General features: G+C 59.6%; 24 protein-coding genes and 1 pseudogene. 11 read left to right on the top strand and 14 right to left on the bottom strand.

The window, feature by feature from the left end:
* Positions 1 to 3: 3 nt before the first annotated feature.
* Entirely contained in the window at positions 4 to 1146 is a 1143-nt protein-coding gene (potA, locus tag KVG88_RS04270; protein ID WP_034148930.1) for a polyamine ABC transporter ATP-binding protein, read from the bottom strand.
* Positions 1147 to 1474: 328 nt separating this feature from the next.
* Positions 1475 to 2236, bottom strand: a complete 762-nt coding sequence (locus tag KVG88_RS04265; protein ID WP_217870428.1) for a gamma-glutamyl-gamma-aminobutyrate hydrolase family protein — start codon at positions 2234 to 2236, stop codon at positions 1475 to 1477.
* Between the two features lie 283 nt (positions 2237 to 2519).
* Here KVG88_RS04265 and KVG88_RS04260 point away from each other — a divergent pair, with 283 nt between their 5' ends.
* The 6 genes from KVG88_RS04260 (at position 2520) to KVG88_RS04235 (ending at position 8889) form a co-directional block, all read left to right on the top strand.
* Positions 2520 to 3896 (top strand): glutamine synthetase family protein, encoded by a 1377-nt coding sequence (locus KVG88_RS04260; protein ID WP_095058501.1) that lies wholly within the window; start codon positions 2520 to 2522, stop codon positions 3894 to 3896.
* A gap of 196 nt (positions 3897 to 4092) precedes the next feature.
* Positions 4093 to 5583, top strand: a complete 1491-nt coding sequence (locus KVG88_RS04255; protein WP_217870427.1) for an aldehyde dehydrogenase — start codon at positions 4093 to 4095, stop codon at positions 5581 to 5583.
* A 52-nt stretch (positions 5584 to 5635) separates the two neighbouring features.
* The gene (locus KVG88_RS04250) at positions 5636 to 6934 is read left to right on the top strand and encodes an NAD(P)/FAD-dependent oxidoreductase (protein ID WP_150702562.1); all 1299 of its coding nucleotides are present in this window, start codon (positions 5636 to 5638) and stop codon (positions 6932 to 6934) included.
* Positions 6935 to 7207: 273 nt separating this feature from the next.
* A complete protein-coding gene (locus KVG88_RS04245; protein WP_150702563.1) occupies positions 7208 to 7756 on the top strand; it encodes a cupin domain-containing protein in 549 nt (182 codons plus the stop codon).
* A 111-nt stretch (positions 7757 to 7867) separates the two neighbouring features.
* The gene (locus KVG88_RS04240; protein ID WP_217870426.1) at positions 7868 to 8152 is read left to right on the top strand and encodes a hypothetical protein; all 285 of its coding nucleotides are present in this window, start codon (positions 7868 to 7870) and stop codon (positions 8150 to 8152) included.
* Positions 8149 to 8889, top strand: coding sequence for an ATPase (locus KVG88_RS04235; RefSeq protein ID WP_217870425.1), 741 nt, complete (start codon positions 8149 to 8151; stop codon positions 8887 to 8889). Before KVG88_RS04240 ends, KVG88_RS04235 begins: the two co-directional genes overlap by 4 nt.
* A gap of 4 nt (positions 8890 to 8893) precedes the next feature.
* On the opposite strand, the gene KVG88_RS04230 is transcribed toward KVG88_RS04235, so the two are convergent.
* The gene (locus KVG88_RS04230) at positions 8894 to 9802 is read right to left on the bottom strand and encodes an alpha/beta fold hydrolase (RefSeq protein WP_217870424.1); all 909 of its coding nucleotides are present in this window, start codon (positions 9800 to 9802) and stop codon (positions 8894 to 8896) included.
* A 129-nt stretch (positions 9803 to 9931) separates the two neighbouring features.
* On the opposite strand from KVG88_RS04230, the gene KVG88_RS04225 reads away from it, so the two are divergent.
* Positions 9932 to 10402 carry an anti-virulence regulator CigR family protein gene (locus KVG88_RS04225; RefSeq protein WP_217870423.1) on the top strand — a complete coding sequence of 157 codons (471 nt, stop codon included), beginning with the start codon at positions 9932 to 9934 and terminating at the stop codon, positions 10400 to 10402.
* A gap of 119 nt (positions 10403 to 10521) precedes the next feature.
* Positions 10522 to 11025: a hypothetical protein gene (locus tag KVG88_RS31030; protein ID WP_225933848.1), complete on the top strand. Its 504-nt coding sequence runs from the start codon at positions 10522 to 10524 to the stop codon at positions 11023 to 11025.
* 148 nt (positions 11026 to 11173) lie between these two features.
* Here the strand turns inward: KVG88_RS31030 and KVG88_RS31025 are convergent, their stop codons facing one another.
* Positions 11174 to 11953, bottom strand: coding sequence for a hypothetical protein (locus KVG88_RS31025; RefSeq protein ID WP_225933847.1), 780 nt, complete (start codon positions 11951 to 11953; stop codon positions 11174 to 11176).
* 194 nt (positions 11954 to 12147) lie between these two features.
* Between KVG88_RS31025 and KVG88_RS04210 the strand changes: the two genes are divergently transcribed.
* Positions 12148 to 12816 (top strand): ATPase, encoded by a 669-nt coding sequence (locus KVG88_RS04210; protein WP_217870421.1) that lies wholly within the window; start codon positions 12148 to 12150, stop codon positions 12814 to 12816.
* Between the two features lie 51 nt (positions 12817 to 12867).
* Here the strand turns inward: KVG88_RS04210 and speF are convergent, their stop codons facing one another.
* Positions 12868 to 15051 (bottom strand): ornithine decarboxylase SpeF, encoded by a 2184-nt coding sequence (gene speF, locus KVG88_RS04205; RefSeq protein WP_150705516.1) that lies wholly within the window; start codon positions 15049 to 15051, stop codon positions 12868 to 12870.
* Positions 15052 to 15186: 135 nt separating this feature from the next.
* Entirely contained in the window at positions 15187 to 16074 is an 888-nt protein-coding gene (locus tag KVG88_RS04200; RefSeq protein ID WP_217870420.1) for a serine hydrolase domain-containing protein, read from the bottom strand.
* Between KVG88_RS04200 and KVG88_RS31260 the strand changes: the two genes are divergently transcribed.
* Together KVG88_RS31260 and KVG88_RS31255 are read left to right on the top strand one after the other, a co-directional pair.
* Positions 16073 to 16261 carry a hypothetical protein gene (locus KVG88_RS31260; RefSeq protein WP_367616827.1) on the top strand — a complete coding sequence of 63 codons (189 nt, stop codon included), beginning with the start codon at positions 16073 to 16075 and terminating at the stop codon, positions 16259 to 16261. The genes KVG88_RS04200 and KVG88_RS31260 overlap by 2 nt on opposite strands.
* A 55-nt stretch (positions 16262 to 16316) precedes the next feature.
* Positions 16317 to 16418: pseudogene (locus tag KVG88_RS31255) on the top strand (DeoR/GlpR family DNA-binding transcription regulator); the annotation flags it as partial.
* Between the two features lie 23 nt (positions 16419 to 16441).
* Here KVG88_RS31255 and KVG88_RS04190 read toward each other — a convergent pair.
* The 8 genes from KVG88_RS04190 to KVG88_RS04155 all read right to left on the bottom strand — a co-directional run bounded on the left by KVG88_RS04190 (position 16442) and on the right by KVG88_RS04155 (position 24744).
* Positions 16442 to 17728, bottom strand: a complete 1287-nt coding sequence (locus KVG88_RS04190) for an NAD(P)/FAD-dependent oxidoreductase (RefSeq protein ID WP_217870418.1) — start codon at positions 17726 to 17728, stop codon at positions 16442 to 16444.
* Between the two features lie 158 nt (positions 17729 to 17886).
* On the bottom strand, positions 17887 to 19251 hold the full coding sequence (locus tag KVG88_RS04185) for a glutamine synthetase family protein (protein ID WP_217870417.1): 1365 nt from the start codon (positions 19249 to 19251) through the stop codon (positions 17887 to 17889).
* A 320-nt stretch (positions 19252 to 19571) separates the two neighbouring features.
* Positions 19572 to 20918, bottom strand: coding sequence for a chromate efflux transporter (chrA, locus tag KVG88_RS04180; RefSeq protein ID WP_225933846.1), 1347 nt, complete (start codon positions 20916 to 20918; stop codon positions 19572 to 19574).
* A 111-nt stretch (positions 20919 to 21029) separates the two neighbouring features.
* Positions 21030 to 21647, bottom strand: a complete 618-nt coding sequence (locus KVG88_RS04175; RefSeq protein ID WP_150704550.1) for a DNA-3-methyladenine glycosylase family protein — start codon at positions 21645 to 21647, stop codon at positions 21030 to 21032.
* Between the two features lie 36 nt (positions 21648 to 21683).
* Positions 21684 to 22766, bottom strand: coding sequence for a bifunctional transcriptional activator/DNA repair enzyme AdaA (locus KVG88_RS04170; protein ID WP_217870416.1), 1083 nt, complete (start codon positions 22764 to 22766; stop codon positions 21684 to 21686).
* Positions 22767 to 22841: 75 nt separating this feature from the next.
* On the bottom strand, positions 22842 to 23531 hold the full coding sequence (gene arsH / locus KVG88_RS04165) for an arsenical resistance protein ArsH (RefSeq protein WP_217870415.1): 690 nt from the start codon (positions 23529 to 23531) through the stop codon (positions 22842 to 22844).
* A complete protein-coding gene (locus KVG88_RS04160; RefSeq protein ID WP_225933845.1) occupies positions 23528 to 24022 on the bottom strand; it encodes an arsenate reductase ArsC in 495 nt (164 codons plus the stop codon). The genes arsH and KVG88_RS04160 overlap by 4 nt, the downstream gene beginning before the upstream one ends.
* A gap of 101 nt (positions 24023 to 24123) precedes the next feature.
* On the bottom strand, positions 24124 to 24744 hold the full coding sequence (locus KVG88_RS04155) for a LysE family translocator (protein WP_217870414.1): 621 nt from the start codon (positions 24742 to 24744) through the stop codon (positions 24124 to 24126).
* Between the last annotated feature and the right edge of the window lie 147 nt (positions 24745 to 24891).

Genomic DNA, 24891 nt, shown 5'->3' with positions numbered 1-24891 from the left:
TTCTCATGCGCGCAGTACCACGCCGCTGTCGTCTTCCCACCACACGTAGACCTGATCGTCCCAGGTCGGACGCGCGCCACGGCGTTCGGCGTTGGCCATGAACGACTGCACGACTTTGCCGCCAGGCAACTCGACGTAGAACACCGAATGGCCGCCGAGGTAAGCGATGTCATGCACCTTGCCGCTGGACCAGTTGTAGCGGGCGTCGGGCTTGGTGGTGCTGACCAGCAGTTTTTCCGGGCGGATGGCGTAGGTGATCGACTTGTCCTGCACCGACGTGCTGACGCCATGACCGACGTAGATTTTCTGCTCCAGATCCGGGCTGTGAATGATTGCGTGGCCTTCCAGGTCTTCTACCACGGTGCCGTCGAAGGCGTTCACGTTGCCAATGAATTCGCAGACCATGCGGCTGACCGGTGCTTCATAAATGTCGACCGGGCTGCCGATCTGGGCGATCCAGCCCAGGTGCATGATCGCGATGCGCTGGGCCATGGTCATGGCCTCTTCCTGGTCGTGGGTCACCATCACGCAGGTCACACCCACGCGCTCGATGATTTCCACCAGCTCCAGTTGCATCTGCGAGCGCAGTTTCTTGTCCAGTGCGCCCATCGGTTCGTCGAGTAACAATAGCTTCGGACGCTTGGCCAGGGAGCGGGCCAAAGCGACGCGCTGACGCTGACCGCCGGACAACTGGTGCGGCTTGCGCTTGGCGTACTGGGTCATGTGCACCAGTCGTAGCATTTCTTCCACGCGGGCGTCGATTTCAGCGGCAGGCAAACGGTCCTGCTTGAGGCCGAAGGCGATGTTCTGTGCCACGGTCATGTGCGGGAACAGGGCGTACGACTGGAACATCATGTTGATGGGCCGCTCGTAGGGCGGCATGTCGGTGATGTCGACACCGTCGAGCAGGATCCGGCCTTCAGTCGGGCGTTCGAAGCCGGCGAGCATGCGCAGCAGCGTCGATTTACCGGAACCGGAACCACCGAGCAGGGCAAAGATCTCGCCCTGATGGATTTCCAGGGACACATCGTCCACAGCGGTGGTTTCGTCGAACTTCTTGGTGACGCGGTCGACTTTCACCAACACCTTTTTCGGTGCCTGGTGACCTTCAAGAGCCTTCCTGTAGATGCTGGAGGCGTTTGCCATGTGAAACTCCCAACAGGTTTCAGTCGTCGGGCCAACGCGGCCTGACTTAATAGTTGATTGCAAACCCTGTCGGTTGCGGTCCCTTGTAGGAGCTGCCGAAGGCTGCGATCTTTTGATCTTGATGTTGAAGAGCAAAATCAAGAGATCGCAGCCTTCGGCAGCTCCTACAGGGAATACCCCATACCGATCGGGTTTATTCGGCGCCGCCATCCTGGCTGCCTGGTCGTACTTGTTGTTATCGCAGTGTGTTGTTGTCGTGAAAGACGGGCGCGCAAAAGCACACCCGTCTGGCTCACGGGGGCAGTAAATCGGGTGTTTGTGGTTTGGGTCAGCGCAAATTACGCAGCGCCGCCCGTTGCCGGCACGCCTCGCCAAACGCCTGGAAAATTCTCAAGTAAGGAGGGTTATCCAATACCTGCCATTCCGGGTGCCATTGCACACCGAGGGCGAACGCCTGGCTGTGTTCGACCGAGACTGCTTCGATCAAGCCATCGGGCGCGAGGGCCTCGGCGCGCAGGCCGGGAGCCAGTCGGTCGATGCCTTGGCTGTGAATCGAGTTGACCTGGAACACCGCAGGCAGATCCAGCGCTTCGAACACGCCACCGGGCTGCACGTTCACCGCATGGGCCGGTGCGTATTGCACGGCCAGGTCCGGATGGTTGGCTTCGCGATGATCGAGCATGCCAGGAAGCTCATGCACCTTTTGATGCAGGCTGCCACCGAACGCCACGTTCATCTCTTGAAAGCCGCGGCAGATACCGAGCACTGGAACGCCCGCTGCAATAGCAGCACGAATCAGGGGAAGGGTGGTGGCGTCCCGCGCCGGATCGTGATCCGTGCCGGGGGCGCTGGCCGGGCCCTGATAGTGGAAGGGTTCCACATTCGATGGCGAGCCGGTCAGCAACAGACCGTCGAGCTGCGGCAGCAGGTCCTCGATTTCGGTCAGTTCGGCTAAAGAAGGAATAACGACGGGCAGCCCCAGCGCCGCAACGCTGACAGCGCGCAAATACTTGTCGCCGCTGACATGGTAGGGGTGCAGGCCAATCTGTTTGACGCACGCAGTAACGCCGATCAATGGCTTGAATGCCATTTTTATCACCTCGAAGTTTGACACTTGAACGAGCTTTTCCGGAGCTTAGCCTTGTTGATTTTAATTAACAACTCCCATGTAAAAAATTCTAAACGCCGTATGTCCGATCTTCAGGATTTACCGGTGTTTCGGGGTTGGTTTGGCACACTCGTGCCGCTGAGAGGCCCGAAAATAAACGTTGAAAGGCTGAGTGTTCGCTATTGACTTCACTTTGCCTTTCGGATTGACTGAGCTCGTGAAAGGGCGGTGAACATAATAATTAACAGTAAAAAATAGGTGCATCATGTCGGTCCCTCTGCGTACCGTTCAACTCAACGAAGCAAACGCATTCCTTAAGAAATATCCTGAGGTTTTGTACGTCGACCTTCTGATTGCGGATATGAACGGTGTGGTGCGCGGTAAGCGCATCGAACGCACCAGTCTTCATAAGGTTTACGAGAAAGGCATCAACCTGCCGGCGTCCCTGTTTGCTCTGGACATCAATGGTTCCACGGTGGAAAGCACCGGCCTGGGTCTGGACATCGGCGATGCCGACCGGATCTGCTACCCGATCCCCGGCACCCTGAGCATCGAGCCTTGGCAGAAACGCCCAACCGCGCAACTGCTGATGACCATGCACGAAATCGAAGGCCAGCCGTTCTTCGCCGACCCGCGTGAAGTTTTGGCCAACATCGTGCGCAAGTTCGATGACCTGGGCCTGACCATCTGCGCCGCGTTCGAACTCGAGTTCTACCTGATCGATCAGGACAACGTGAACGGCCGTCCGCAGTCGCCACGCTCGCCAGTGTCCGGCAAGCGTCCGATGTCGACCCAGGTGTACCTGATCGACGACCTCGACGAATACGTCGACTGCCTGCAAGACATCCTTGAAGGCGCGAAAGAGCAAGGCATCCCGGCTGACGCCATCGTCAAGGAAAGTGCTCCGGCGCAATTCGAAGTCAACCTGCACCACGTGGCCGACCCTATAAAGGCGTGCGACTACGCCGTCCTGCTCAAGCGTCTGGTGAAGAACATCGCCTACGACCACGAGATGGACACCACCTTCATGGCCAAGCCGTATCCGGGCCAGGCGGGCAACGGTCTGCACGTGCACATTTCGATTCTCGACAAAGAAGGCAACAACATCTTTGCCAGCGAGGATCCCGAGCAGAACGCCGCGCTGCGACACGCGATCGGCGGTGTGCTCGAGACCCTGCCGGCGCAGATGGCTTTCCTCTGCCCGAACGTCAACTCGTACCGTCGTTTCGGCGCGCAGTTCTACGTACCGAACTCGCCGAGCTGGGGCATCGACAACCGCACCGTGGCCGTTCGTGTACCCACCGGCTCGCCAGATTCGGTGCGCATCGAACACCGCGTAGCGGGCGCCGATGCCAACCCGTACCTGTTGATGGCGTCGGTTCTGGCCGGTGTGCACCACGGCCTGACCAACAAGATCGAGCCGGGCGCTCCGGTCGAAGGCAACAGCTACGAGCAGAACGAGCAGAGCCTGCCGAACAACCTGCGCGATGCACTGCGCGAGCTGGACGACAGCGAAGTCATGGCCAAATACATCGACCCGATGTACATCGACGTGTTCGTGGCGTGCAAGGAAAGCGAGTTGGCCGAGTTCGAGAACTCCATCTCTGACCTTGAGTACAACTGGTACTTGCACACCGTTTGATGGGCAGCTACCCGCCACACCCTTGATGGCGGGTGACTACCCTGTAGGAGCTGCCGAAGGCTGCGATCTTTTGATCTTGAAAGCAAAAGTCAAAAGATCGCAGCCTTCGGCAGCTCCTACAGGGATCGGGTTTCAAGTTTTTGATTGAGGGCATTCAGCCCGACGATCACCTATTCCCCTGCGTCGAGTCACAACCATGACAAACACTCGCAGCGATTGGGAGCAACGCTTCCAGTCCCTAACCATCGAAGGTCGCGCGTTCATCGACGGCCAATACTGCGCCGCCGCCGATGGCGCGACGTTCGAATGCCTGAGCCCGGTTGACGGTCGCTTCCTGGCGAACGTCGCCAGCACCGACGCAGCCGACGCCAACGCGGCAGTCGCCGTCGCGCGCCGCGCCTTCGAATCCGGCGTGTGGGCCAACAAGGCCCCGGCCGAGCGCAAGCGCATCCTGATCCGTTTCGCCGACCTGATCCTGGCCAACCAGGAAGAACTGGCGCTGCTTGAAACCCTCGACATGGGCAAGCCGATCAGCGACTCCATGGGCATCGACATTCCGGCGACCGCCAATGCGATCCGCTGGACCGCCGAAGCCATCGACAAGATCTACGACGAAGTCGCCGCCACGCCCGACGATCAGCTTGGCCTGGTGACGCGCGAAGCGGCCGGTGTCGTGGCCGCCATCGTGCCGTGGAACTTTCCGTTGATCATGGCCAGCTGGAAATTCGCCCCGGCCCTTGCCATGGGTAATTCGTTCATTCTCAAACCGTCGGAAAAATCGCCGCTGACCGCGATCCGCATCGCGCAACTGGCGCTGGATGCCGGCATCCCCAAAGGCGTGTTCAACGTGCTGCCGGGCTACGGCCACACCGTCGGCAAGGCGCTGGCGTTGCACATGGACGTCGACGTGTTGGCCTTCACCGGTTCTACGGCGATTGCCAAGCAACTGATGATCTACGCCGGGCAAAGCAACATGAAACGCGTCTGGGCTGAAGCCGGTGGCAAGAGCGCCAACGTGGTGTTCGCCGATGCGCCGGACCTGCGCGCCGCCGCGCAAGCCGCGGCCGGTGCCATTGCCTTCAACCAGGGCGAAGTCTGCACTGCCGGCTCGCGTTTGCTGGTGGAACGCTCGATTCGCGAGCAATTCATTCCGTTGTTGGTAGAAGCCCTGCAAGCGTGGAAGCCAGGGCATGCGCTCGATCCGGCGACCACGGTCGGTGCGGTCGTCGACCAGCGGCAACTGGACAACGTGCTGCGTTACATCGGCATCGGTAAAGAGCAGGGCGCTCAGTTGATCGCCGGTGGCAGTCGTACCCTCGAAGACACCGGTGGCCAGTACGTGGAGCCGACGATTTTCGACGGCGTGACCAATGCCATGACCATCGCCCAGGAAGAAATCTTCGGCCCGGTGCTGTCGGTCATCACCTTCGACAGCGAGCAAGAAGCGCTGCAAATCGCCAACGACAGCATCTATGGCCTGGCCGCCGGCGTGTGGACCAGCAACTTGAGCAAGGCGCACACCTTCGCCCGTGGCCTGCGCGCGGGCAGCATCTGGGTCAACCAGTACGACGGTGGCGACATGACCGCACCGTTTGGCGGGTTCAAGCAGTCGGGTAACGGTCGGGACAAATCGCTGCACGCGTTCGACAAGTACACCGAACTCAAAGCGACCTGGATCAAGCTCTAACAACAATAAAGCGACGGTCGCCTGCACTCTGCGGCGGCCATCGGAGAAACGTATGAAACAGAATTCTTCAACCCAACAGCATGTAAACAGCTACTACGCCGCCACCCGCAACTTCACCGGTGATTTCCCGGTACTGGAAGGCGCGGTGGATTGTGATGTCTGCGTGATCGGCGCCGGTTACACCGGCCTGTCGTCGGCGCTGTTCCTTGCCGAAGCGGGCTACAGCGTCACCGTGCTCGAAGCGGCCAAAGTCGGTTTCGGTGCGAGCGGGCGCAACGGTGGCCAATTGGTCAACTCCTACAGCCGCGACGTCGACGTGATCGAAGAGCGCTATGGCGACAAGACCGCCGAAGTCCTCGGCAGCATGATTTTCGAAGGCGCCGACATCATCCGTCAGCGCATACAGCACTACGACATCCAGTGCGACTATCGCCCGGGTGGCATCTTTGCCGCGATGAACAAAAAGCAGCTCAAAGGCCTGGCCGAGCAGAAGAAGAGCTGGGAACGCTACGGCAACAAGAATCTGAGAATGCTCGGCGAAGCCGACATCAAGCGCGAAGTCGGTTCCGATGCCTATGTCGGCGGCCTGCTGGACATGCAAGGCGGCCACATTCATCCGCTGAACCTGGCCCTCGGTGAGGCTTCGGCGATCATCGGCCTGGGCGGCAAGATCTACGAGCAATCGGCGGCGGTGGAAATTACTTACGGCGAGCCGATCACCGTGCGCACGGCCAAAGGCCTGGTGAAAGCCAAGTACCTGCTGATCGCCGGCAACGCCTACCTGCCGCAAGGCCTCGACAACCGCGTGACCAGCAAGAGCATGCCGTGCGGTTCACAGATCGTCGTTACCGAGCCGTTGTCGGAGCAGCAAGCGCGCAGCCTGATCAAAAACAACTACTGCGTCGAAGACTGCAACTACCTGCTCGACTACTACCGCCTGACCGCCGACAACCGCCTGCTGTACGGTGGCGGCGTGGTCTACGGTGCGCGTGAACCGGACGACATCGAGCAACTGATCCGCCCGAAAATCCTCAAGACCTTCCCGCAACTCAAGGACGTGAAGATCGACTACCGCTGGACCGGCAATTTCCTGCTGACCATGTCGCGCATGCCGCAATTCGGCCGTATCGAGAAAAACGCCTATTACATGCAGGGCTACAGTGGCCACGGCGTCACCTGCTCGCACCTGGCCGGCAAACTGATCTCGGAAATGATCCGCGGCGATGCCGAGCGTTTCGACGCGTTCGCCTCGTTGCCACACATGCCGATGATCGGTGGGCGCACCTTTTCGGCACCGTTGACCGCCCTCGGCGCCGTGTACTACTCGCTGCGCGACCGTTTCGGCATCTAAGCGTTACCTCTCCGGCGGCCACCCCCAACAGGTGCCGCCGGTTTTTTACCTGAATCACCACGTTCCGCTTGTAGGAGCTGCCGAAGGCTGCGATCTTTTGAACTTGTTTTTTTAGATCAAGATCAAAAGATCGCAGCCTTCGGCAGCTCCTACAGCAACACCCACAAACGTGATTTAATAGCCGCCTTTCACGTTTCCGGGATCGGAAAACGGCGTGATCCGCGCCTGCTCTCCACCCCCATTACCCTTAAGTACCAAGCACATAAGGCTGTCATGGACACGGGCTCACGACTCAAATTAGTACGCGAAAGCTACAAACTGTCCCAGCGCGAGCTGGCCCGGCGTAGCGGCGTCACCAATGCCACCATTTCCCTGATCGAACAGAATCGGGTCAGTCCTTCCGTCAGCTCCCTGAAAAAGCTGCTCGAAGGCATCCCCATGTCCCTGGCCGACTTCTTCACCTTCGACCAGCCGCCCCGCGAACACCAATACGTCTTCCGCGCCAGCGAACAACCCGACCTGGGCCGCCACGGCCTGCGCTTGCTGCTGATCGGCGCTTCCGTCCCAAGCCGGCAAATGCGCCTGCTGCGCGAGCAATACGCGCCGGGCGCCAGTTCCGGCGAAGAACCGATCGTGCATTCCGAAGGCGAGGAGTGCGGGCTGGTGACGCGCGGCACCGTTGAATTGACCGTCGATGGGCAGATCAGCGTGTTGAATGCCGGGGACGGTTACTACTTCCCGACGACGCTGCCGCATCGCTTCCGCAATATCGGCGCGGATGAGGCGGAAATCATCAGTGCCAACACGCCGGCGAACTTCTGATCAAATTATCCTACTGATCTAGAAACAATCCGGGTAAGGGCATCGCTCGACGCCCTTTGGGATGTATGTTAATTATTGGTCGTACGTAACAGCAGCAGGTCGGAGCCAGACATGTCTCGTAGAAGAGAGAAGCAGCCAAAGACTGAGGCGCAAATAGTCGCTCAGGAATCGATGATTCCTTCGATTGCAGCGAAGGCTTTTCGCGATGCCTACAACGTTGCGCTTTCGAAGGGCGAGTCCGTGCTTGTGGTTCGCGCTGGCCAGTTGGTGAAAGTCTCAAATACCGAGTCTGTCGTTCTGCGCTCAGTAGAAGAGTACGGGAGCATCAAGTCCGGTACTCGAATAAAGGTCAAGAAAACGCTGAAAGCCGAACTCATTCCTCAGGTACAAGCTTGAGTACACCAAGGGTCAGGATTTTCGCCGGGCCAAATGGCAGTGGAAAGAGCACATTTAACTCTAAAGTTCCCGCTCATTTACTCGTCAATTACATCAATCCTGATTTGATCGAGTCAGGTATTCGCGAAACAGGGAGCTTCGATTTTTCACTATTCAAGCTTCAGGCGCATGTGGGGCTTGTAATAACATTTTTGCGTGCCAGTGCGTTCCTTTCCAAATTCCCTGAGTCCTTGGCCAAAATCGATGATCTGAGCATCGAAGGCGACTTCCTGTTATTCCCATCACGGCAGATTGATTCGTACATAGCATCGGTACTATCAGATTTCATCCGCGTCTCACTTATCAAAGAACTTGCCAGTTTTACGTTCGAAACCGTTATGTCAGATGTCAGCAAAGTCGACTTACTACGGCAAGCACGGATGGCAGGATATCGGGTGTATGTGTATTACGTGGCTACTGCCGATGCCGAAATCAATGTAGCGCGGGTTGCCTATCGAGCCTCGATAGGTGGGCACGATGTGCCTTCAGACAAAATTCGATCGCGCTACAAGCGATCGTTGGAGAATTTGTCAGATGCAATATTGGTATCGAACCGCGCTTATATCTTTGATAACTCTCAAGACGGCGACTCCAGCTTCGCTCAAATTGCCGAGATAACCGAGGGAGAAGACATTGCTATCGTGTCTGATACCCAGCCTGCATGGTTCATGCATTACGTACTCGAAAAGCTCACCTGATTCATTACTGCGTAAGAAAACCCCGAATCGCCTCAATCGTCTGTGTTGGCGCCTCCTCCATCAACCAGTGTCCAGCCCCCGGAATCACAACTTCCTTCACGTTGTCCGCTGCATTGCGCATCACAATCGCTTCATTGGCACCAAAGGACTTTTCCCCGCCGATTGCCAGCACCGGCATGCTCAGTTTTTTGCTCATGGTTGGCTCGTTGTCCTTGGCGTCCTGACGGATGCTGCGGAACTGGGCGAAGGCGGCGTGCATGTTGCCGGGGCGAGCGTAGAGTTTGGCGTAGTGCTGGCGGGTCTCTTCATCGACCTTGGCGGGATTGCCGGCGAATTCGTTCCAGAAGCGGTCCAGGTAGATGCGCTCGCGTCCGGCCACCAGCCGTTCCATGTCCGGCCCGCCGAAGTCGAAGTGCCAGAGCATGGGCGAGCGAACGATGTCATTCCACGGCGTGATGCCCGGCACCGGTGCGTCCATCACCACCAGGCGATCGGTCAATTGCGGATAACGCGAGGCGTAGGCGAAAGCGACCATGGTGCCGATGTCGTGACCGACCACCACCGAATGTTCGATGCCCAACGCAGCCAAAACCCCACGAATATCACCAGCCTGGGTTTTCTTGTCGTAGCCACCCTCGGGAATCGACGACAACCCCATGCCGCGCAAGTCCGGCACCACTACGGTGTGATCGCGCGCCAGGTCCGCCGCCAGCGGCGCCCACATATCGCCGGTATCACCGAAGCCATGCAACAGCACCACCGCCGGGCCTTTGCCACCGACCCGCACGTGCATCGTTACGCCATCGACGGGGATGTCCTGAAGGCGGAAGGCTTCGGGGAATGGCATGACGGCGGCATTTACCGGCAGGTTCAGAGCGAGCAGCGTAAGTGTGGTGAGCAGGGTGCGGATCATTGCGCTGTTTCCGGACAGAGTCTTGGAAGAGCTGAGCGTAGCCGTTTTTGCGGCGGTTGAAGGAATGGAACCAACTTCCTCAAGAACGTCTAAATTTCAGGGAATACTCCCAGCACGAAGGAACGACACATGATCAGGTCTCGATCGTTGATTGCAGCAGTGACAAGCGTGGCGATGGTTTGCGGTTCGATGACGGCGCTGGCCGACCCTGGTAACGGCAAAGGGCAGGGCAACGGCAAGGGCAACTCGCAAAACGTCCAGGACCATGGCAACCAAGGTGGACAAGGCAACAAAGGTAAAAAGTCTGGCGGCAGCGATTGGGACAATGGCCCGAGCATCAATCGCTCAAGCGTCATTGGCATTGTTGATGGCTATCGCGATTACTGGAGCCCCGGCCCCGCATTGCCACCGGGCATCCAAAAAAACCTTGCCCGCGGCAAGCCGCTGCCGCCAGGCATCGCCAAGAAACTTGATGGTCGACTGGCTGGCCGATTGCCCCATTACGATGGATACGAGTGGCAGCAAGTCGGCACCGATTTGATCCTCGTTGCACTGGCCACCGGGCTCATTTACGAGATTCTTGATGGTGCATTTGATTGACGTTCGCATGTGGGCTCGACGGTATGGGTGATAGTCAATCCGTCCGTCGAGCCACGTTGAACTGAAAGGGGGTAATCGCGTCATACAGCAAGCGATATCAACCCCCCACGGAAGCAATCATGCTTTTAAAAAACAAGAGTCTCGTAGCTGTCATGTCCTGCGCCTTGATGTTGGCAGCGGCCCCTTTACTTCCTGCTGACCTGTCCCTCATCAACTCAGCTGCCGCGAAAGAAGGTGGTGGTGGTGGTGGTGGTGGTGGTGGTGGTGGTGGTGGTCACGGCGGTGGCAATGGCGGTGGCAATGGTGGCGGCCACGCTGGTGGTAATGGCGGCGGTCGCAGCGGGTCTGATCACGCCGGCAACGCCAGCAGCAGCGGCCACGGCAAGGGCTTGGCCAGCGATCACGCCGGCAAAGCGACTCGCAATCACGGGATCAGCGGCAACCGCTACGGCAGTGAGCGCAATGACGACAATGGTCATGGCACCACGACCTCCGGCATTGCCCATTCCAAAGACACTCGCGGCATCAGCAAGGCACGAGCGATTTCGGCTTCGACGCCGGGCGACCACAACACCAAAGGGCTGAGCAACGCCGGGCCTTCGGGCGTGAAAAAAGCGCATTAAGCAAGCTGTTGAAGCGAGCCGTTTCAACCGCAGCGAAAACCCGCAGAAATGCGGGTTTTTTTCGTCTGGTGTTTGGTTAATGGGCTTTGGGCAACCCAAGCTCCCTCGCAACAAAGGGAAATTTCCTTCACTCTTTACAGATCAAAAATCAATCGGCGGCTCGCAATTGTCGAACTTTCTGCGCCAGCTGAGTGCGGGCCGCATCCAGCGTCTCGGCATTGGTTTTGATGGACAATGCCGTCTTGTCCTTGCGGCCGAGAAAGTAACTGATCCGCTCGGCATTGGCGCCGGAGGGGTGCGGTAAACCGCTCAGTACCTGTTCCGGACGCAGTAAACCACGCCCAACCAGATACTCGAACACCTCGCCGACTTTAGGGCCAAGCGGTACATAAACGCAGAGCGAGGGCAGCAGGCGAATCTCTTCGCTCAGGTGGTTTTCGATCTGATGACGCAGACTGTCCCGGCTCAACAGTCCAGGGTTGCCGCTGTAGTTGTCGCCGTTGAGAAACACGGGATAGCGCAGCGCCGAGGTGTAATGCACCCAGTGTCGATGTGAATCGAACAGTTGCTCGCAGCTGTCGATACCCAGATAAGTCTGCACACCAATATGATCGAGCATGGCGATCAGGTTGGGCCGCATAGGCCCCGAGAAACTCGCGGTTTCCTTGGCGGCCTGTTTGGCGGTTGCCACCGACGCGCCGTTCAGCAACTGTCGGCGGGCTTCCTTGAGTGCATTCATGGCCTGCTGCAAGCCGGGGGTGATGCCGCAGATGACAATGCGCGCCTGCTCATTGATGTGGTCGAAAGGGGCGTAAAAAGTCTGCAGGTTGCCTTCACGGGATAAAAGCAGGTCTTCATGCAGCGGCGCGCCCGCCAGGTTAAACGTCGCGTCGGCCATCAGGTGCCGATAATTCTCGAACAGACTCAAATTGCACTCTCCTTGAAGGGGGTTGCGTTGCTCGCGTTAACGTTAGCGGATTTATCCTGACGCGATGCTTGAGTGCGCGCTCATAGCTACCATTCATTTGGTCGATAATCATCATTAAAGAATGCAAGTTCTGTTTTTCTGTCATCAGAGGAGGATAGCGTTATACCGATCTCGCCTTTGAAGGAATCAGTGCGATGAGAATTTCGACCTTGCTGGCTTTTGTTGCCGTGTTCAGCGGCAGCGTTGCTGTTTCCGTTCCGGCCGTTGCGGCTGATCCCTCCTGCCACTTCCTGCCGATGGGTGACAGCGCTGCCAGTTTGCAGCAGGCGAAAACCGTGGCGGTGCTGTACAGCGAAAACACCCTCAATACCCAGGAATACCTTGAGCGTTACCACGCCGTGGCGGTGAACGGGGCGAAAAATCCCCAGCTGGATTCACGAATCAGCCAGGCGTTCGTCGACAGCTCCGATCCGCAGCGGGCCATCAACTGGTTGATGGCGTCGTTGCAGAAAGAGTTCGCGTCGGTGACGGTCTACGACACCCTTGATGCAGCGGTGCAGGCGCATCCGGATGTGGTGGTGATGCTCGACACTTACAGCCGTCTGGTTTCCAAGCGCAACAGCCAGGTTGAAGCGCGGTTCATGGCCAAATTCTACGATGCGAACCTGCAGTACATCGGCCAGGCTAAAGGCTCTCGGGTCCAGCAGATGCCGTCGGTGTGGGTGCATGGCAAGGCCGCGCCGCAGATTGCAGCACAGATCGACAAGCAGACCGAGTTGCAGGTAAATGCGCTGAAGCAGTTCGATACGTCCTTGAAAGCGCTGGTAACGGCGGGTAGTGCGGGGCATGTCGCCAGCAATTGATGCACGCATGGGGCGCAACCTGCGGCAGCGCCCATACGGTGCCTAACGGTTTCAGGCCTTGATCACATAGCCGTAAGCGCGAATGCGCCCGGCGTCTTCCTTCAGGTACACGCCTTGCAGCTCCGGAGTGAATCCGGGCAGGGCGTTAATGCCTTCTTCCAGCGCGAGGAAGTACTTCAACACCGCGCCACCCCAGATTTCGCCAGGCACCACGCAAAGCACTCCCGGAGGATAGGGCAGCGCACCTTCGGCGGCGATGCGACCATCGGCGTCGGCCAGGGCCACCAGTTCGACGTTGCCGCGGATGTATTCGAACTGCGCCTGCTGCGGGTTCATGGCTTTTTTCGGGAAGTGCTCTTTGCGGAACATCGCCTTCTGCAATTGCTGGACGTTGTGGCTGCGGTAGAGGTCGTGCATTTCCTGGCAGAGCTGGCGAATGGTGTAGTTGCGATACCGTTCCTGATGCTGCGCATAGATGGCCGGCAACACCCGGCTCATCGGCGCGTCATCGCTGATGAAGCGTTCGAAGCGGGCGATCTGCGAGGCGAGGTGGGTCATTTTCGCCCAGTCTTCGGCGGGGGTGAGCAGGAACAGGATCGAGTTGAGGTCGCACTTCTCCGGCACGATGCCGTTCTCGCGCAGGAAGTTCGCGAGGATGCCGGCGTGAATGCCAAAGTCGGTGTAGCTGCCATCCACCGGATCAATGCCCGGCGTGGTGAACAGCAACTTGCACGGGTCGATGAAGTATTGCTTGTCGGCGTAGCCGCTGAAGGCGTGCCAGCGGTCCTTGGGGTGGAATTCGAAGAAGCGCACGTCGGCGGCAATGTCTTCGGTGGGGTAATCCTCCCACTGGCGCCCGTCGACGGTATCCGGCACGAAGGGGCGGACCATGGTGCAGGCTTCCAGGATCAACTTGCGCGCATCGATGCCGAACTTCACGCAGTCTTCCCACAGGCGCAGGCCGCTGCGCCCGGAGTGGATGCGCGCGTTCACGTCCAGCGAAGCGAACAGCGGGTAAAACGGGCTGGTCGAGGCCTGGGCCATGAACGCGTTGTTCAGTCGGTGATGGTTGCAGTAACGGGCCTGGCCCTTGATGTGGCGATCTTTCTTGTGGACCTGCGAGGCTTGGGAAAAACCGGCCTGCTGCTTGTGCACCGATTGGGTGACGAAGATGCCCGGGTCGTTTTCGTTGAGGTCCAGCAGCAGCGGCGAGCAGTCTTTCATCATCGGGATGAACTGCTCGTAACCCACCCAAGCCGAGTCGAACAGGATGTAGTCGCACAGTTTGCCGATGCGATCGACCACTTGCCGGGCGTTGTAGACGGTGCCGTCATAGGTACCCAGTTGAATGATCGCCAGTCGGAATGGCCGTGGCAGTTGCGCCTTGTCGGGCGCGACTTCGCTGATTAACTCACGCAGGTAGTCTTCTTCGAAGCAATGGGCGTCGATGCCGCCGATGAACCCGTAAGGGTTACGCGCGGTTTCCAGGTAAACCGGCGTGGCACCGGCCTGGATCAACGCGCCCTGGTGGTTGGATTTATGGTTGTTGCGGTCGAACAACACCAGGTCGCCGGGGGTGAGCAGGGCGTTGGTCACGACTTTGTTCGAGGCCGAGGTGCCGTTGAGCACGAAGTAAGTCTTGTCGGCGTTGAACACCTTGGCCGCGTGTTTTTGCGCCAGTAGGGCCGGGCCTTCGTGGATCAGCAGGTCGCCGAGTTTGACGTCGGCGTTGCACATGTCGGCGCGAAACAGGGTCTCGCCGAAGAAGTCGAAAAACTGTCGGCCCGCCGGATGCTTGCGGAAAAACTGACCGCCCTGGTGACCGGGGCAGGCGAAAGTGGCGTTGGCTGATTCGGTGTAGTGCTTGAGTGAGTCGAAGAACGGCGGCAGCAGGGTTTCTTCATAGGCCTTGGCCGCTGTTTCCAATTGATGACCATGGTATTGGGCGTTATTACTGGAAGGGTCAAAAATGCCGTTGACCTGCAGCAGCACATCTTCCAGATGCTTGTAGACATCACGGGCGCGGGTGCCGGTGCCGGGGGCGGTCACCAGGAAAATCGGGATATCGAAACCGGTGCGTTGCAGGGCTGCCAGGGCGCCGGCCATCACATCCTCGACCGAGAACACCGCAACGGCGACGTCGGTATAGTCGGTCAGTTTGAACGGGATCACTTCACGGGACGTCTGGAAACACTCCAGTACGCCTTCGCTGGCGGCTATCTTCAGTGCTTTCATGCGGAAAATCTCCAGGTGGACATCCATTTGTCCACCGCTTTGCAAGAGACCCACTGTTTTGAGGCGCCTTCAAGCGCCCAGATTCAAAACAGGCGAACACTGTTTATAGATCATCTTCGACCATTGTCGGGGTTTTTACCGGTTTGCATTGATCTGTGCCAACAGATGCTTCATTGCTTCGGATTCAACTGCGCCTTCGTCGCTGCCTTCAAGAAACACCGCGCAACTGGCGGCATTGCCAGCGTGAACACTGCGATAGACTGCGATCACGCTGCCGGGGCCGGCGCCAGTATGCCCGCTGAGCAGCAAACCGCTCGCCACGCCACCTTGCATCAGCCCCAGCGCATAGCCGGGCGAGGTCCATGGGCGCCCTGCAATCGGTCCGCCAAGGACGTGAGCCGTTTGCATGTCCTGCAACAGTGGCTGGGGCAAAAACGCGCCGCTCAATAGTCGGTCCAGGCACAGGGCTGCGTGATCGAGTGGGCCGACCAGCAAGCCGTGATAGACCCAGCCGGGGTCATAACTGACGGCGGCGCCCATGCTCACGCCGTGCAAATCGGCGCGGTTTTTGGCCAGGCGTACATGGGGCAAATCGAGCGGGTCGAACACCCGCTGTGCCAGTGCCTGTTCAAGCGACAGGCCTGTGAGGCGCTCAATCAGGCGCGCGACCTGCAAGTAGCCAACGTTGGAATAACGCCAGCCTTCACCCGGTGCGTAGCGCAGGCGGTTGGCGTCCAGGCGCTGGAGCATTTCATCAGCCGACCAGGGCGCTTCATTGCGGGCGACGGCGGCGTGGTAATCGGCGAGTTCGGAGTAGTCCGCCAACCCGGCCTCGTGCCGCAGCAGTTGGCGCAGCGTGAACGGGCCTTCGGCTAATACGTCATCGAGACGAATCAGCCCGTCTCGCACCAGTGACAGCGCGGTCGCCGCCAGCACGGTTTTCGTGAAGCTCCACCAGGGCACCGGCGGCTGCGGATCTTGGGGGGTGAGCAGGGTGCCATTGGATACTAGGGAAAAAAGCATGCGTCGACTCTGGTGCGTGGGCGGGCCTGTCGTTGATCAGGTGTGTACCAGTGCAATGGTAAACGAGACCACGATCATGCAGGCGAAAGCAAAATTCAGGTTCATGAAGTGTTCATCCGAAACGGGAGAGATCGGCGCCATTTTGAACAGGGCGCCGATAAATAAAAAATTCGGCTTCATGATTTGAAAGATCGAAACAATTGATACCTGACTTGCTGGTTTGTGTTTGTTGTCTGGCTTGGCTAACAGCGATCACCGCATCGCCCATGACGGCGATCACGCTGTCTGAATTCAAAGGCATCAAGGTGATTCTGGCGGGCGGTCAGCTCAACCGAGCGATGATGCCAGTCCAAACAACATCAATGCATCAGCGTAATCGCTCCAGCATCTGGTAGTACCACATGCCCGCCGCAAGCATCGGGTTGCCCAGCAAATCACCCATCGGCACACGAATGTGCTGGCAGGCGGCGAAGGTGTCGAAATGCTCAAGCTGCCCGGTAATAGCGCGGCCCATGATTTCGCCCATGATGTGCGTGGTCGCGATGCCGTGACCCGAGTAGCCCTGGCAATACCAGACGTTGTCCGACAGCTTGCCCAGCTGCGGGATACGGTTGATCACGATGCCCATCGCGCAGCTCCACTGGTAATCGATGGCCACGCCTTTTAGCGCCGGGAATGTCTGCTCGATGCACGGGCGCAGTTCGGCGGCGATGTCGCGGGAATCCTTGCCGCTATAGTTAGCGCCTCCGCCGAACAGCAAGCGACCGTCGGCCGTCAGGCGGTAGTAGTCGAGCACGAAACGGCAGTCATACACGGCCAGGTCCTCAGGGTTGATCTGTTTGGCCAGATCCCCCAGCGGCGCGGTGGTGACGATGCCGCCCATGGCCGGGAAAATCTTGCCCTTGAGCTTGCCCGGTTCCAGTTTGTGATAGACGTCGCCGGCCAACAGCACCTGATTGGCGTCGATACGGCCGTGGGCCGTGCGCACCCCGGGCGTGTCGCCATGGATGATTTCCAGCACTTCGCTGTTTTCGAAGATCAGTGCCCCCAGGCTTTCTGCTGCCCGCGCCTCACCGATACACAGGTTCAGCGGGTGCAAATGCATGTTGCGGGTGTTCTTGATCGCACCGTGATAGAGGTCGCTTTGCAGCAAGTCGCGCACCTGGCTTCGGTCGAGCAGGCTGACTTCGTCGCCCATGCCGCGACGCACCGCTTCGTCGTAATCCTTGCGCAAACCGTCCATGTGGCTCGGCTTGTACGCGGCATGCAAATGCCCGTGCTTGAGGTCGCAGGCGATGCCGTACTTCTCGACCCGCTGCTGGATGATCTGGTGCCCGCGCCAGCGCAGGTGCCAGATGAAATCGTCGACGTCTTCGCCAATCGTACGGCGCATCTGTTTGCGCATCGCTTCATCGCCCGACAGGCTGCCGGTGACCTGGCCACCGTTACGCCCGGTCGCGCCCCAGCCGATCTTGTGGCTTTCGACGATGGCGACTTTCAGGCCTTTTTCCGCCAGCTCGACGGCGGTGGCGACGCCGGTAAAGCCGCCACCGATGATCACCACGTCGACGCGGTGCTGGCCTTGCAGTGTCGGGTAATCGGTGTCCTGGTTGAGGGTGGCGGTGTAGTAGGAATTGCAGCGTTGTTGGGTCATGTCAGTGTCCGGGCAAAAAGGATAGTGAAACGCATGGTCCCTGTGGGAGCGGGCTTGCCCGCGATGAGGCCATGTCAGTCAACATTAGAGGTGAATGACACATCGCTATCGCGGGCAAGCCCGCTCCCACAGGAACTGCAGGTAATCGACTGAAAGGGTTACGCCTCAGTCAAATACCAACGCCAGTCCTGTTCACCCACTTCCGCCATGAACTGCCGATACTCGGCACGCTTGACCGCCAGGTACACCCCCAGAAATTCCTGCCCCAATGCATCTCGCGCCCACACCGAGTTTTCCAGTGCCGTCAGCGAGGTCAGCCAGTCGGTGGGCAGCAATTGTGTGGCTTGTGCGTAGCCGTTGCCTTCCACAGGCTCGCCCGGATCGAGGTTTTCGCTGATGCCGCGATGAATGCCCGCGAGGATCGCCGCTGCCGCCAGATACGGGTTGGCGTCGGCGCCACAGATGCGGTGCTCGATGTGCCGGCTGTTGGCCGGGCCGCCCGGAACGCGCAGGCTTACGGTACGGTTGTCGACGCCCCAGGTCGGGGCCAGCGGCGCATAGCTGTTGGCCTGGAAACGCCGGTAGGAGTTGGCGTTGGGGCAAAACAGCAGCAATGAATCGAGCAACGAGGCGAGCATGCCGCCGATGGCTGTGCGCAACAATGGCGTGCCGGCCGGGTCTTCGGAGGCAAACAGGTTGCGGCCCTCGGCATCGGCGATGCTGACGTGCATGTGCATGCCGGTGCCCGCCAGATGATCGAACGGCTTGGCCATGAACGTTGCCTGCATACCGTGCTTGTGGGCCACGGCTTTGACCAGGCGTTTGTAGCGCACCGCCTGATCCATCGCCTGTAAGGCATCGCCGTGTTCCAGGGTAATTTCCACTTGGCCCGGCGCGTATTCGGAGATCGCCGTGCGCGCCGGAATGCCGTGGAGTTTGCACGCGGCGTACAGGTCGGCGAGGAACGGTTCAATCTGTTCCAGCTCGCGCAAGCCATACACTTGTGTGTGTCGCGGTCGACCACCGTCAGCGTCCAGCGCCGGTTGCGGGCGGCCCTGGTGATCGCGCTTGGCATCGAGCAAATAGAACTCCAGCTCGCAGGCCATTACCGGGTGATAACCCTCAGCCTTCAGACGGTCAATCACGCTGATCAGCAGGTGACGCGGGTCGGCGATGCTGGCGGGCATGCCTTCTTGCGGGTGCATGCTGACTTGAACCGCCGCCGTTGGAATCTGCCGCCATGGCAAGCGCACCAGGCTGCCTTCGAGCGGGTAGGCGCGGCAGTCGATATCGCCCACGTCCCAGACCAGCCCGGAGTTCTCGACATCATCGCCCTGCAAGGTCAGGCCGAGGATGGTGCTGGGCAGTGGACGACCGCTTTCATACACCGCCAGCAGTTCTTCGCGGTGCAACAGTTTGCCACGCGGCACGCCGTTGGCATCGAGAATGAACAGCTCGATCATGTCGATATCGGGGTTGTTCGTCAGAAAAGTCTGGGCGTCTTCAAGGGCTGCGAATTTCATGGTTCGTCACTCACGTTGGCGTCCTGCGGACGCACGGATTCAGGCCTCGGCACGACGACGGATACAAAGACCCGGGGCATGCAGGCAAAGGATTGGCGAGGGAGAGGGCTCGACGCGTGGGGGACGCGCTTAGACGAGCAGGGTGCTATCCGGCGGACGTGCGGAGTGACGGAGTTTGGAACGGCTCAGGGCCATGGGCAGGTTGACAATGCGGTTCATAACGGATGTTTCCAGCATTGGAAATCGTCGGTGGCAGGCGTGACCTGCCATCGGGCGTGTCTGGATACTAGGGGGGAAAGTGGCGCCTGTAAACGTCTGATTCATCGCAGCAGATGCACACCCAGTCCGATCACCCCGCAGCCGATCAAGACTTCGATCACGCCGCGCTTGAATCGCAGCAACGCGATGGCCGCTGCCATCGCGATCAGCGCCGAAGGCCAATCGAGGTGGCCACTGAAGCCGTTCGGCCAGAGTACGTGGTAGGCAAAAAAGCACGCCAGATTGAGAATCACCCCAACTACCGCCGCCGTGATCGCGGTCAACGGCGCGGTGAATTTCAGTTCGTTATGCGTCGACTCCACCAGCGGCCCGCCGGCGAGGATGAACAAAAACGAAGGCAGAAACGTAAACCAGGTCACCAGCGTTGCAGCGACGGCACCGGCGACAAATGCCTGATCCGGACCAAATACCTGAAGCACGTAGCCGCCGATGAACCCGACGAACGCCACCACCATGATCAGCGGGCCGGGCGTGGTTTCACCCAGTGCCAGGCCGTCGATCATCTGAGTCGGCGTCAACCATCCGTAATGACCGACCACGCCCTGATACACATACGGCAATACGGCGTAGGCGCCGCCGAAAGTCAGCAGCGCCGCTTTGGTGAAGAACCAGCTCATCTGCGTGAGCGTGCCGTCCCAGCCGAACAACACGGTCAGCGTGGCCATCGGCAGGGTCCACAAAATCGCACCGATCACCGCCAGCCGCAGCAGCTTCAGGGCGTTGAAACGAGCGTGATCAGGCGGCGGCGTGTCATCGTCGATCACGGCCGGACCGAAGGATTTTTGCGCAGCGCTGTGGCCACCGGTCCTGAATTTTTCCGGGGCCAGCCGCCCGCCAAAATAGCCGATCACCGCAGCGCCCAGCACGATCAGTGGAAACGGCAGGTTCAACACAAAAATCGCCACGAATGAAGCGGCGGCGATGCCCCACAGCCAGCCGTTCTTCAACGCCCGCGAGCCGATGCGGTGGGCAGCTTGCACCACGATCGCCGTCACCGCGGGCTTGATGCCGTAAAACAGGCCGGCTACCACCGGCACTTCACCAAAGGCGATGTACACCCACGACAACGCAATCAGGATGAACAGCGAAGGCAGCACAAACAGCACACCGGCAATCACGCCACCCCAGGTGCGGTGCATCAACCAGCCGATGTAGGTCGCCAGTTGCTGAGCCTCGGGACCGGGCAGCAACATGCAGTAGTTCAGCGCGTGCAGGAAGCGTCGTTCGGAGATCCAGCGTCGGCGCTCCACCAACTCCTGGTGCATGATCGAAATCTGTCCCGCTGGCCCGCCGAAACTGATGAAGCCGAGCTTGAGCCAAAAGCGCAAAGCCTCGCGCAGGCTGATCGGCTCGGGCGGGCGGTGTTCCGGTTCGGGTGAAACGCTCAAGCCTGTGCTCCTTGTGCCGATGCGCATTGAGCCGATGACAGTAGCCATCCTTAAGCGATTTGAATAGCTGGCGCGCGGTGTTTCCCTGCGAGCGATAAACGATAACGCAGTCTACTTGCCCGCCACCCGCCACAAATACCACGCCGCCACCGTCCGATAAGGGCTCCACGCCAAGCCGATTTCAATCATCTGTTTGCGCGTTGGTTGCACCTCCAGCCCCTTGAGCTTTCGATAACCCTCACGTACGCCAAAGTCATCGGCCGGCAGGATGTCTGGGCGTTCCAGGCTGTAGATCAACAGCATTTCAACGGTCCAGCGACCCACGCCGCGCAGGGTGATCAAGCGCTCGATCAACGCCTCATCGTCCATGGCCAGGGCCGTGGCGTAATCCGGCACCACGCCGTCCAGTGTGGCTTGGGCGATGCCTTGGATGGTCGCGATCTTGCTGGCGGAAAAGCCGCAACTGCGCATCCGTTCAAAATCAGTGGCGACCAATTGTTCCGGCCGAGGAAATGCCTGGCCGGGAAACAACGCCAGCAAGCGCCCGACAATCGCATCACCGGCCTTGGCGTGCAGTTGTTGATAAGCAATCGCCCGCACCAGCGACTCGTAAGGATCGCGCGCAGCGTGCGCTTGATGCAGACACGGGCCGACGGCGCTGACATGGCGTTGCCAGTCGTCATCAATGGCGGCGAGGAACCGGGTAGCAGGCAAGTAGGGATCGGGCATCAAACATCCTTGGGCGCTGACGAAAACAGCGAGCGTTCAGAAAGCCAATGGCCGGGTGATCTGCGCGGCGGCGTTTTCCAGCCTGAGCAGGAACGCCTTGCGCGGTTGTCCTCCACCATAGCCCGTCAGCGAGCCGTCCGCACCGATCACCCGATGGCAAGGCACGACAATCGACAGTCGATTGTGCCCGTTGGCCAGGCCCACTGCGCGACTGGCACCGGGCTTGCCCAGCTTCGCCGCAATCGCACCGTACGTGGTGGTTTCGCCGTAGGGGATGGCCGCCAGTTCTGCCCAGACTAACCGGGTGAATTCGCTGCCCGGCAGGTGCAGTGCAACGTTGAATTGCGTCAGCTGCCCGGCGAAATATTGCGCCAGTTCCTGTTCGATTTGCTGCAGATGCCCATTGTGTCCAGGCGCCACGGCGTAGCCATAATGGTTTTGCAGTTCTTCAACTTCCCGGGTCAGTGCCGGGCGGTCGAGAAACTCCAGCAGCACCAGGCCTCGCCGTTCGGCCATGGCGATCATCGGCCCCAGCGGAGTGGTCAGGCGTGTGAACAGCAAGGGCTCGCTGTTGGCGGCGCGGCCCGGGGTGATGTGAAACGACTTTTGAAAAGCATCGCGAAAGCCGCTCAGGGATTCGTAACCCGAATCGAACGCCGCATTGTCGATGGAGTCGCCTTGTTTGATCCCGCCCAGCGCCATGCCCAGTCGCCGAGTGCGCAACCAGGCATGAAAGGTCATGCCGAAGTGCTGTTTGAACCATCGGCGCAGTTTCAGCGGTTCGATGCCTTCGGCCAACAATTGAGCGTCGGTCCAACGCTGCTCGGGATCGGCCTCTACGGACTTGAGCAACGTCTGCACCCAGTCCGGGGCGATGGCGGCGGCGTCCAGCGGCTTACACCGCAGGCAGGCGCGGTAGCCCGCCGACAGGCATTCATCGGCGTGGGCAAAGAATTCGACGTTCTGCGGTTTCGGCTTGCGCGCCGTGCAACTGGGGCGACAGAAAATCCCGGTGGTCTTGACCGCAGTAAAGAACACCCCCTCGTAGGCGGTGTCGCGTTCGAGCATGGCGCGGACCATCTCGGCGTGGGGCGGAAGTAGCGTGCTTTGTAGGTTCATGGGTTGAGCTTAAGGCGCGGGGCGGAAGGTCTCCACCGGAAAATCGACAGAGAATTCCGCACATACGTCACTGTTTCAGATCGAGCGTTGATTGACCCGCTTCGACAACTCTTCGGCGCTCTCTTTGCGCTCGGAATAACGGTCCACCAAAAACGCCTCGCGGCCGCGCACCAGCCGGGTGAACTTGACCAATTCTTCCATCACATCGACAACGCGGTCGTAGTACGAAGACGGTTTCATCCGACCGGCCTCATCGAATTCCATGAAGGCTTTGGGGACCGAGGATTGATTGGGGATGGTCAGCATGCGCATCCAGCGCCCGAGCACACGCAGTTGGTTGACGGTGTTGAACGATTGCGAGCCGCCGCAGACTTGCATCACGGCCAGCGTCTTGCCCTGGGTCGGGCGCACCGCACCCAGGGTCAGGGGAATCCAGTCGATCTGCGACTTGAACACCGCCGACATCGAGCCGTGACGTTCCGGCGAGCACCAGACCTGGCCTTCCGACCAGAGCACCAGATCAAGCAGTTCCCGGACCTTTGGGTGATCGCCAGGCGCATCATCGGGCAGCGGCAAACCGGATGGTTCGAAGATCATCGTTTCGGCGCCCAGCAAGCGCAAAATCCGAGCCGCTTCTTCGGTCAGCAGCCGGCTGAAAGAGCGTTCGCGGGTGGAGCCGTACAGCAGCAGAATGCGCGGCTTGTGGCCGTCTTCGTCGTTGGGCGGCAGGAGTTCGAGGTCGAGGTTCGGCAAGTCTTCGTTCATGACAGGGCTCCAATGCGGTCAAGGGCCGCTTTGAGGTCGGCGTCCGACAGGCTGTTGAGGTCAAGGGCGAAGAACGCAGCAAAGCGCCGCTTGATGATCTCGACCGTCTCGGCGAAAGCAGCCTTGATTTCTTCATCGGTGCCCTGGACGTCCGACGGGTCGCCCAGCCCCCAGTGGCTTTTGAGTGCCGGACCGAAATAGACCGGGCAGGTCTCACCAGCGGCTTTATCGCAAACCGTGATCACGATGTCGGGCGGGGTATCGGCGAAGGCAGACGAGTCCTTGCTGTACAAACCTTCGGTCGGAATGCCGAGGTCGTGCAGCGTCCGTACGGCCTGGGCGTTGAGCCGGCCGCTGGGGAAACTGCCGGAACTGACCGCTTCAAACCCGGCCGGGGCCAGGTGATTGAACAGCGCTTCGCTCAATACGCTGCGACAGCTGTTGGCCGTGCACATGAAGAGGATTTTTTTCGGGGCGGGGAGAGGGCTCATCTTTAGCTCATCATTGCTATCAAGATATATGGATATCCGAATATACGTATGCTGGCGAAAAAAGCCAAGGCTGTCTGTCTGCTCTCTCCCTCAGGCGCTCCTTACGCGCGCCGCGCCATCAGCAGCACCGCAGCGGCGCTCGACAACAGGCCCGCGCAGCAGCGATTGAACATCCGCTTGCCCGACGGCTTGGCGAACCAGCGGCGCATGTGCAGACCCATGTAGGCGTAGGCCGCGATGGCGATCCATTCGAGCATCAGGAACAACGCACCCAGTACAGCGAATTGCGGCGTGATGGCGCGAGTGGCGTCGACAAACTGTGGCAGGAACGCGGTGAAGATCAGGATGGCTTTCGGATTACCGGCCGCCACCAGAAATTCCTGCCGGGCCAGTGCCAGCATGCCTACGGGGGCACCGGTCACTACGTTGTCTACACCTGGGTCTGCTCGCCACAGTTGCCAGGCGAGGTAGAACAGGTACGCCGCGCCGAGGATCTTGATGCCATAGAACAACAGCTCCGAGGTCTGCAACACCACCGCCAGGCCCGCCGAGGCAAGGGCGATCATTGCGGCGAAAGCCAGCAAGCGGCCGACCCCGGCCAGGCACGCGGTGCGGTAGCCATAACGGGTCGAGTTGCTGACCGACAGCAGGTTGTTCGGGCCAGGCGCCATGTTCAGGGCAAAGCAGGCCGGCAGAAAGAGGGTGAGGGTGGCGAGGTCCATGGGCAGACTCCTGTGACGAGAACCGTATTTTTATCACGGCTGCCACAGCGCCAGACCCATACAGTCAGCGGGAGAAATCACCGTACATGGTGCCCGGTACTGTCCTTGTGAGCCCGGCGGTCTCGTACTATCGTCAATCAGCCGACG

It is taken from the genome of Pseudomonas azerbaijanoccidentalis, assembly GCF_019145495.1.
Taxonomy (GTDB): domain Bacteria; phylum Pseudomonadota; class Gammaproteobacteria; order Pseudomonadales; family Pseudomonadaceae; genus Aquipseudomonas; species Aquipseudomonas azerbaijanoccidentalis.
This window is presented reverse-complemented; position numbering and strand designations above follow the sequence as displayed.

Bases quoted from the DNA above. Each gene is read 5' to 3' on its own strand.
- potA (WP_034148930.1), bottom strand. From the start codon at position 1,146: ATGGCAAACGCCTCCAGCATCTACAGGAAGGCTCTTGAAGGTCACCAG.
- KVG88_RS04265 (WP_217870428.1), bottom strand. From the start codon at position 2,236: ATGGCATTCAAGCCATTGATCGGCGTTACTGCGTGCGTCAAACAGATT.
- KVG88_RS04260 (WP_095058501.1), top strand. From the start codon at position 2,520: ATGTCGGTCCCTCTGCGTACCGTTCAACTCAACGAAGCAAACGCATTC.
- KVG88_RS04255 (WP_217870427.1), top strand. From the start codon at position 4,093: ATGACAAACACTCGCAGCGATTGGGAGCAACGCTTCCAGTCCCTAACC.
- KVG88_RS04250 (WP_150702562.1), top strand. From the start codon at position 5,636: ATGAAACAGAATTCTTCAACCCAACAGCATGTAAACAGCTACTACGCC.
- KVG88_RS04245 (WP_150702563.1), top strand. From the start codon at position 7,208: ATGGACACGGGCTCACGACTCAAATTAGTACGCGAAAGCTACAAACTG.
- KVG88_RS04240 (WP_217870426.1), top strand. From the start codon at position 7,868: ATGTCTCGTAGAAGAGAGAAGCAGCCAAAGACTGAGGCGCAAATAGTC.
- KVG88_RS04230 (WP_217870424.1), bottom strand. From the start codon at position 9,802: ATGATCCGCACCCTGCTCACCACACTTACGCTGCTCGCTCTGAACCTG.
- KVG88_RS04225 (WP_217870423.1), top strand. From the start codon at position 9,932: ATGATCAGGTCTCGATCGTTGATTGCAGCAGTGACAAGCGTGGCGATG.
- KVG88_RS31030 (WP_225933848.1), top strand. From the start codon at position 10,522: ATGCTTTTAAAAAACAAGAGTCTCGTAGCTGTCATGTCCTGCGCCTTG.
- KVG88_RS04210 (WP_217870421.1), top strand. From the start codon at position 12,148: ATGAGAATTTCGACCTTGCTGGCTTTTGTTGCCGTGTTCAGCGGCAGC.
- speF (WP_150705516.1), bottom strand. From the start codon at position 15,051: ATGAAAGCACTGAAGATAGCCGCCAGCGAAGGCGTACTGGAGTGTTTC.
- KVG88_RS31260 (WP_367616827.1), top strand. From the start codon at position 16,073: ATGCGTCGACTCTGGTGCGTGGGCGGGCCTGTCGTTGATCAGGTGTGT.
- KVG88_RS04200 (WP_217870420.1), bottom strand. From the start codon at position 16,074: ATGCTTTTTTCCCTAGTATCCAATGGCACCCTGCTCACCCCCCAAGAT.
- KVG88_RS04190 (WP_217870418.1), bottom strand. From the start codon at position 17,728: ATGACCCAACAACGCTGCAATTCCTACTACACCGCCACCCTCAACCAG.
- KVG88_RS04185 (WP_217870417.1), bottom strand. From the start codon at position 19,251: ATGAAATTCGCAGCCCTTGAAGACGCCCAGACTTTTCTGACGAACAAC.
- KVG88_RS04175 (WP_150704550.1), bottom strand. From the start codon at position 21,647: ATGCCCGATCCCTACTTGCCTGCTACCCGGTTCCTCGCCGCCATTGAT.
- KVG88_RS04170 (WP_217870416.1), bottom strand. From the start codon at position 22,766: ATGAACCTACAAAGCACGCTACTTCCGCCCCACGCCGAGATGGTCCGC.
- arsH (WP_217870415.1), bottom strand. From the start codon at position 23,531: ATGAACGAAGACTTGCCGAACCTCGACCTCGAACTCCTGCCGCCCAAC.
- KVG88_RS04160 (WP_225933845.1), bottom strand. From the start codon at position 24,022: ATGAGCCCTCTCCCCGCCCCGAAAAAAATCCTCTTCATGTGCACGGCC.
- KVG88_RS04155 (WP_217870414.1), bottom strand. From the start codon at position 24,744: ATGGACCTCGCCACCCTCACCCTCTTTCTGCCGGCCTGCTTTGCCCTG.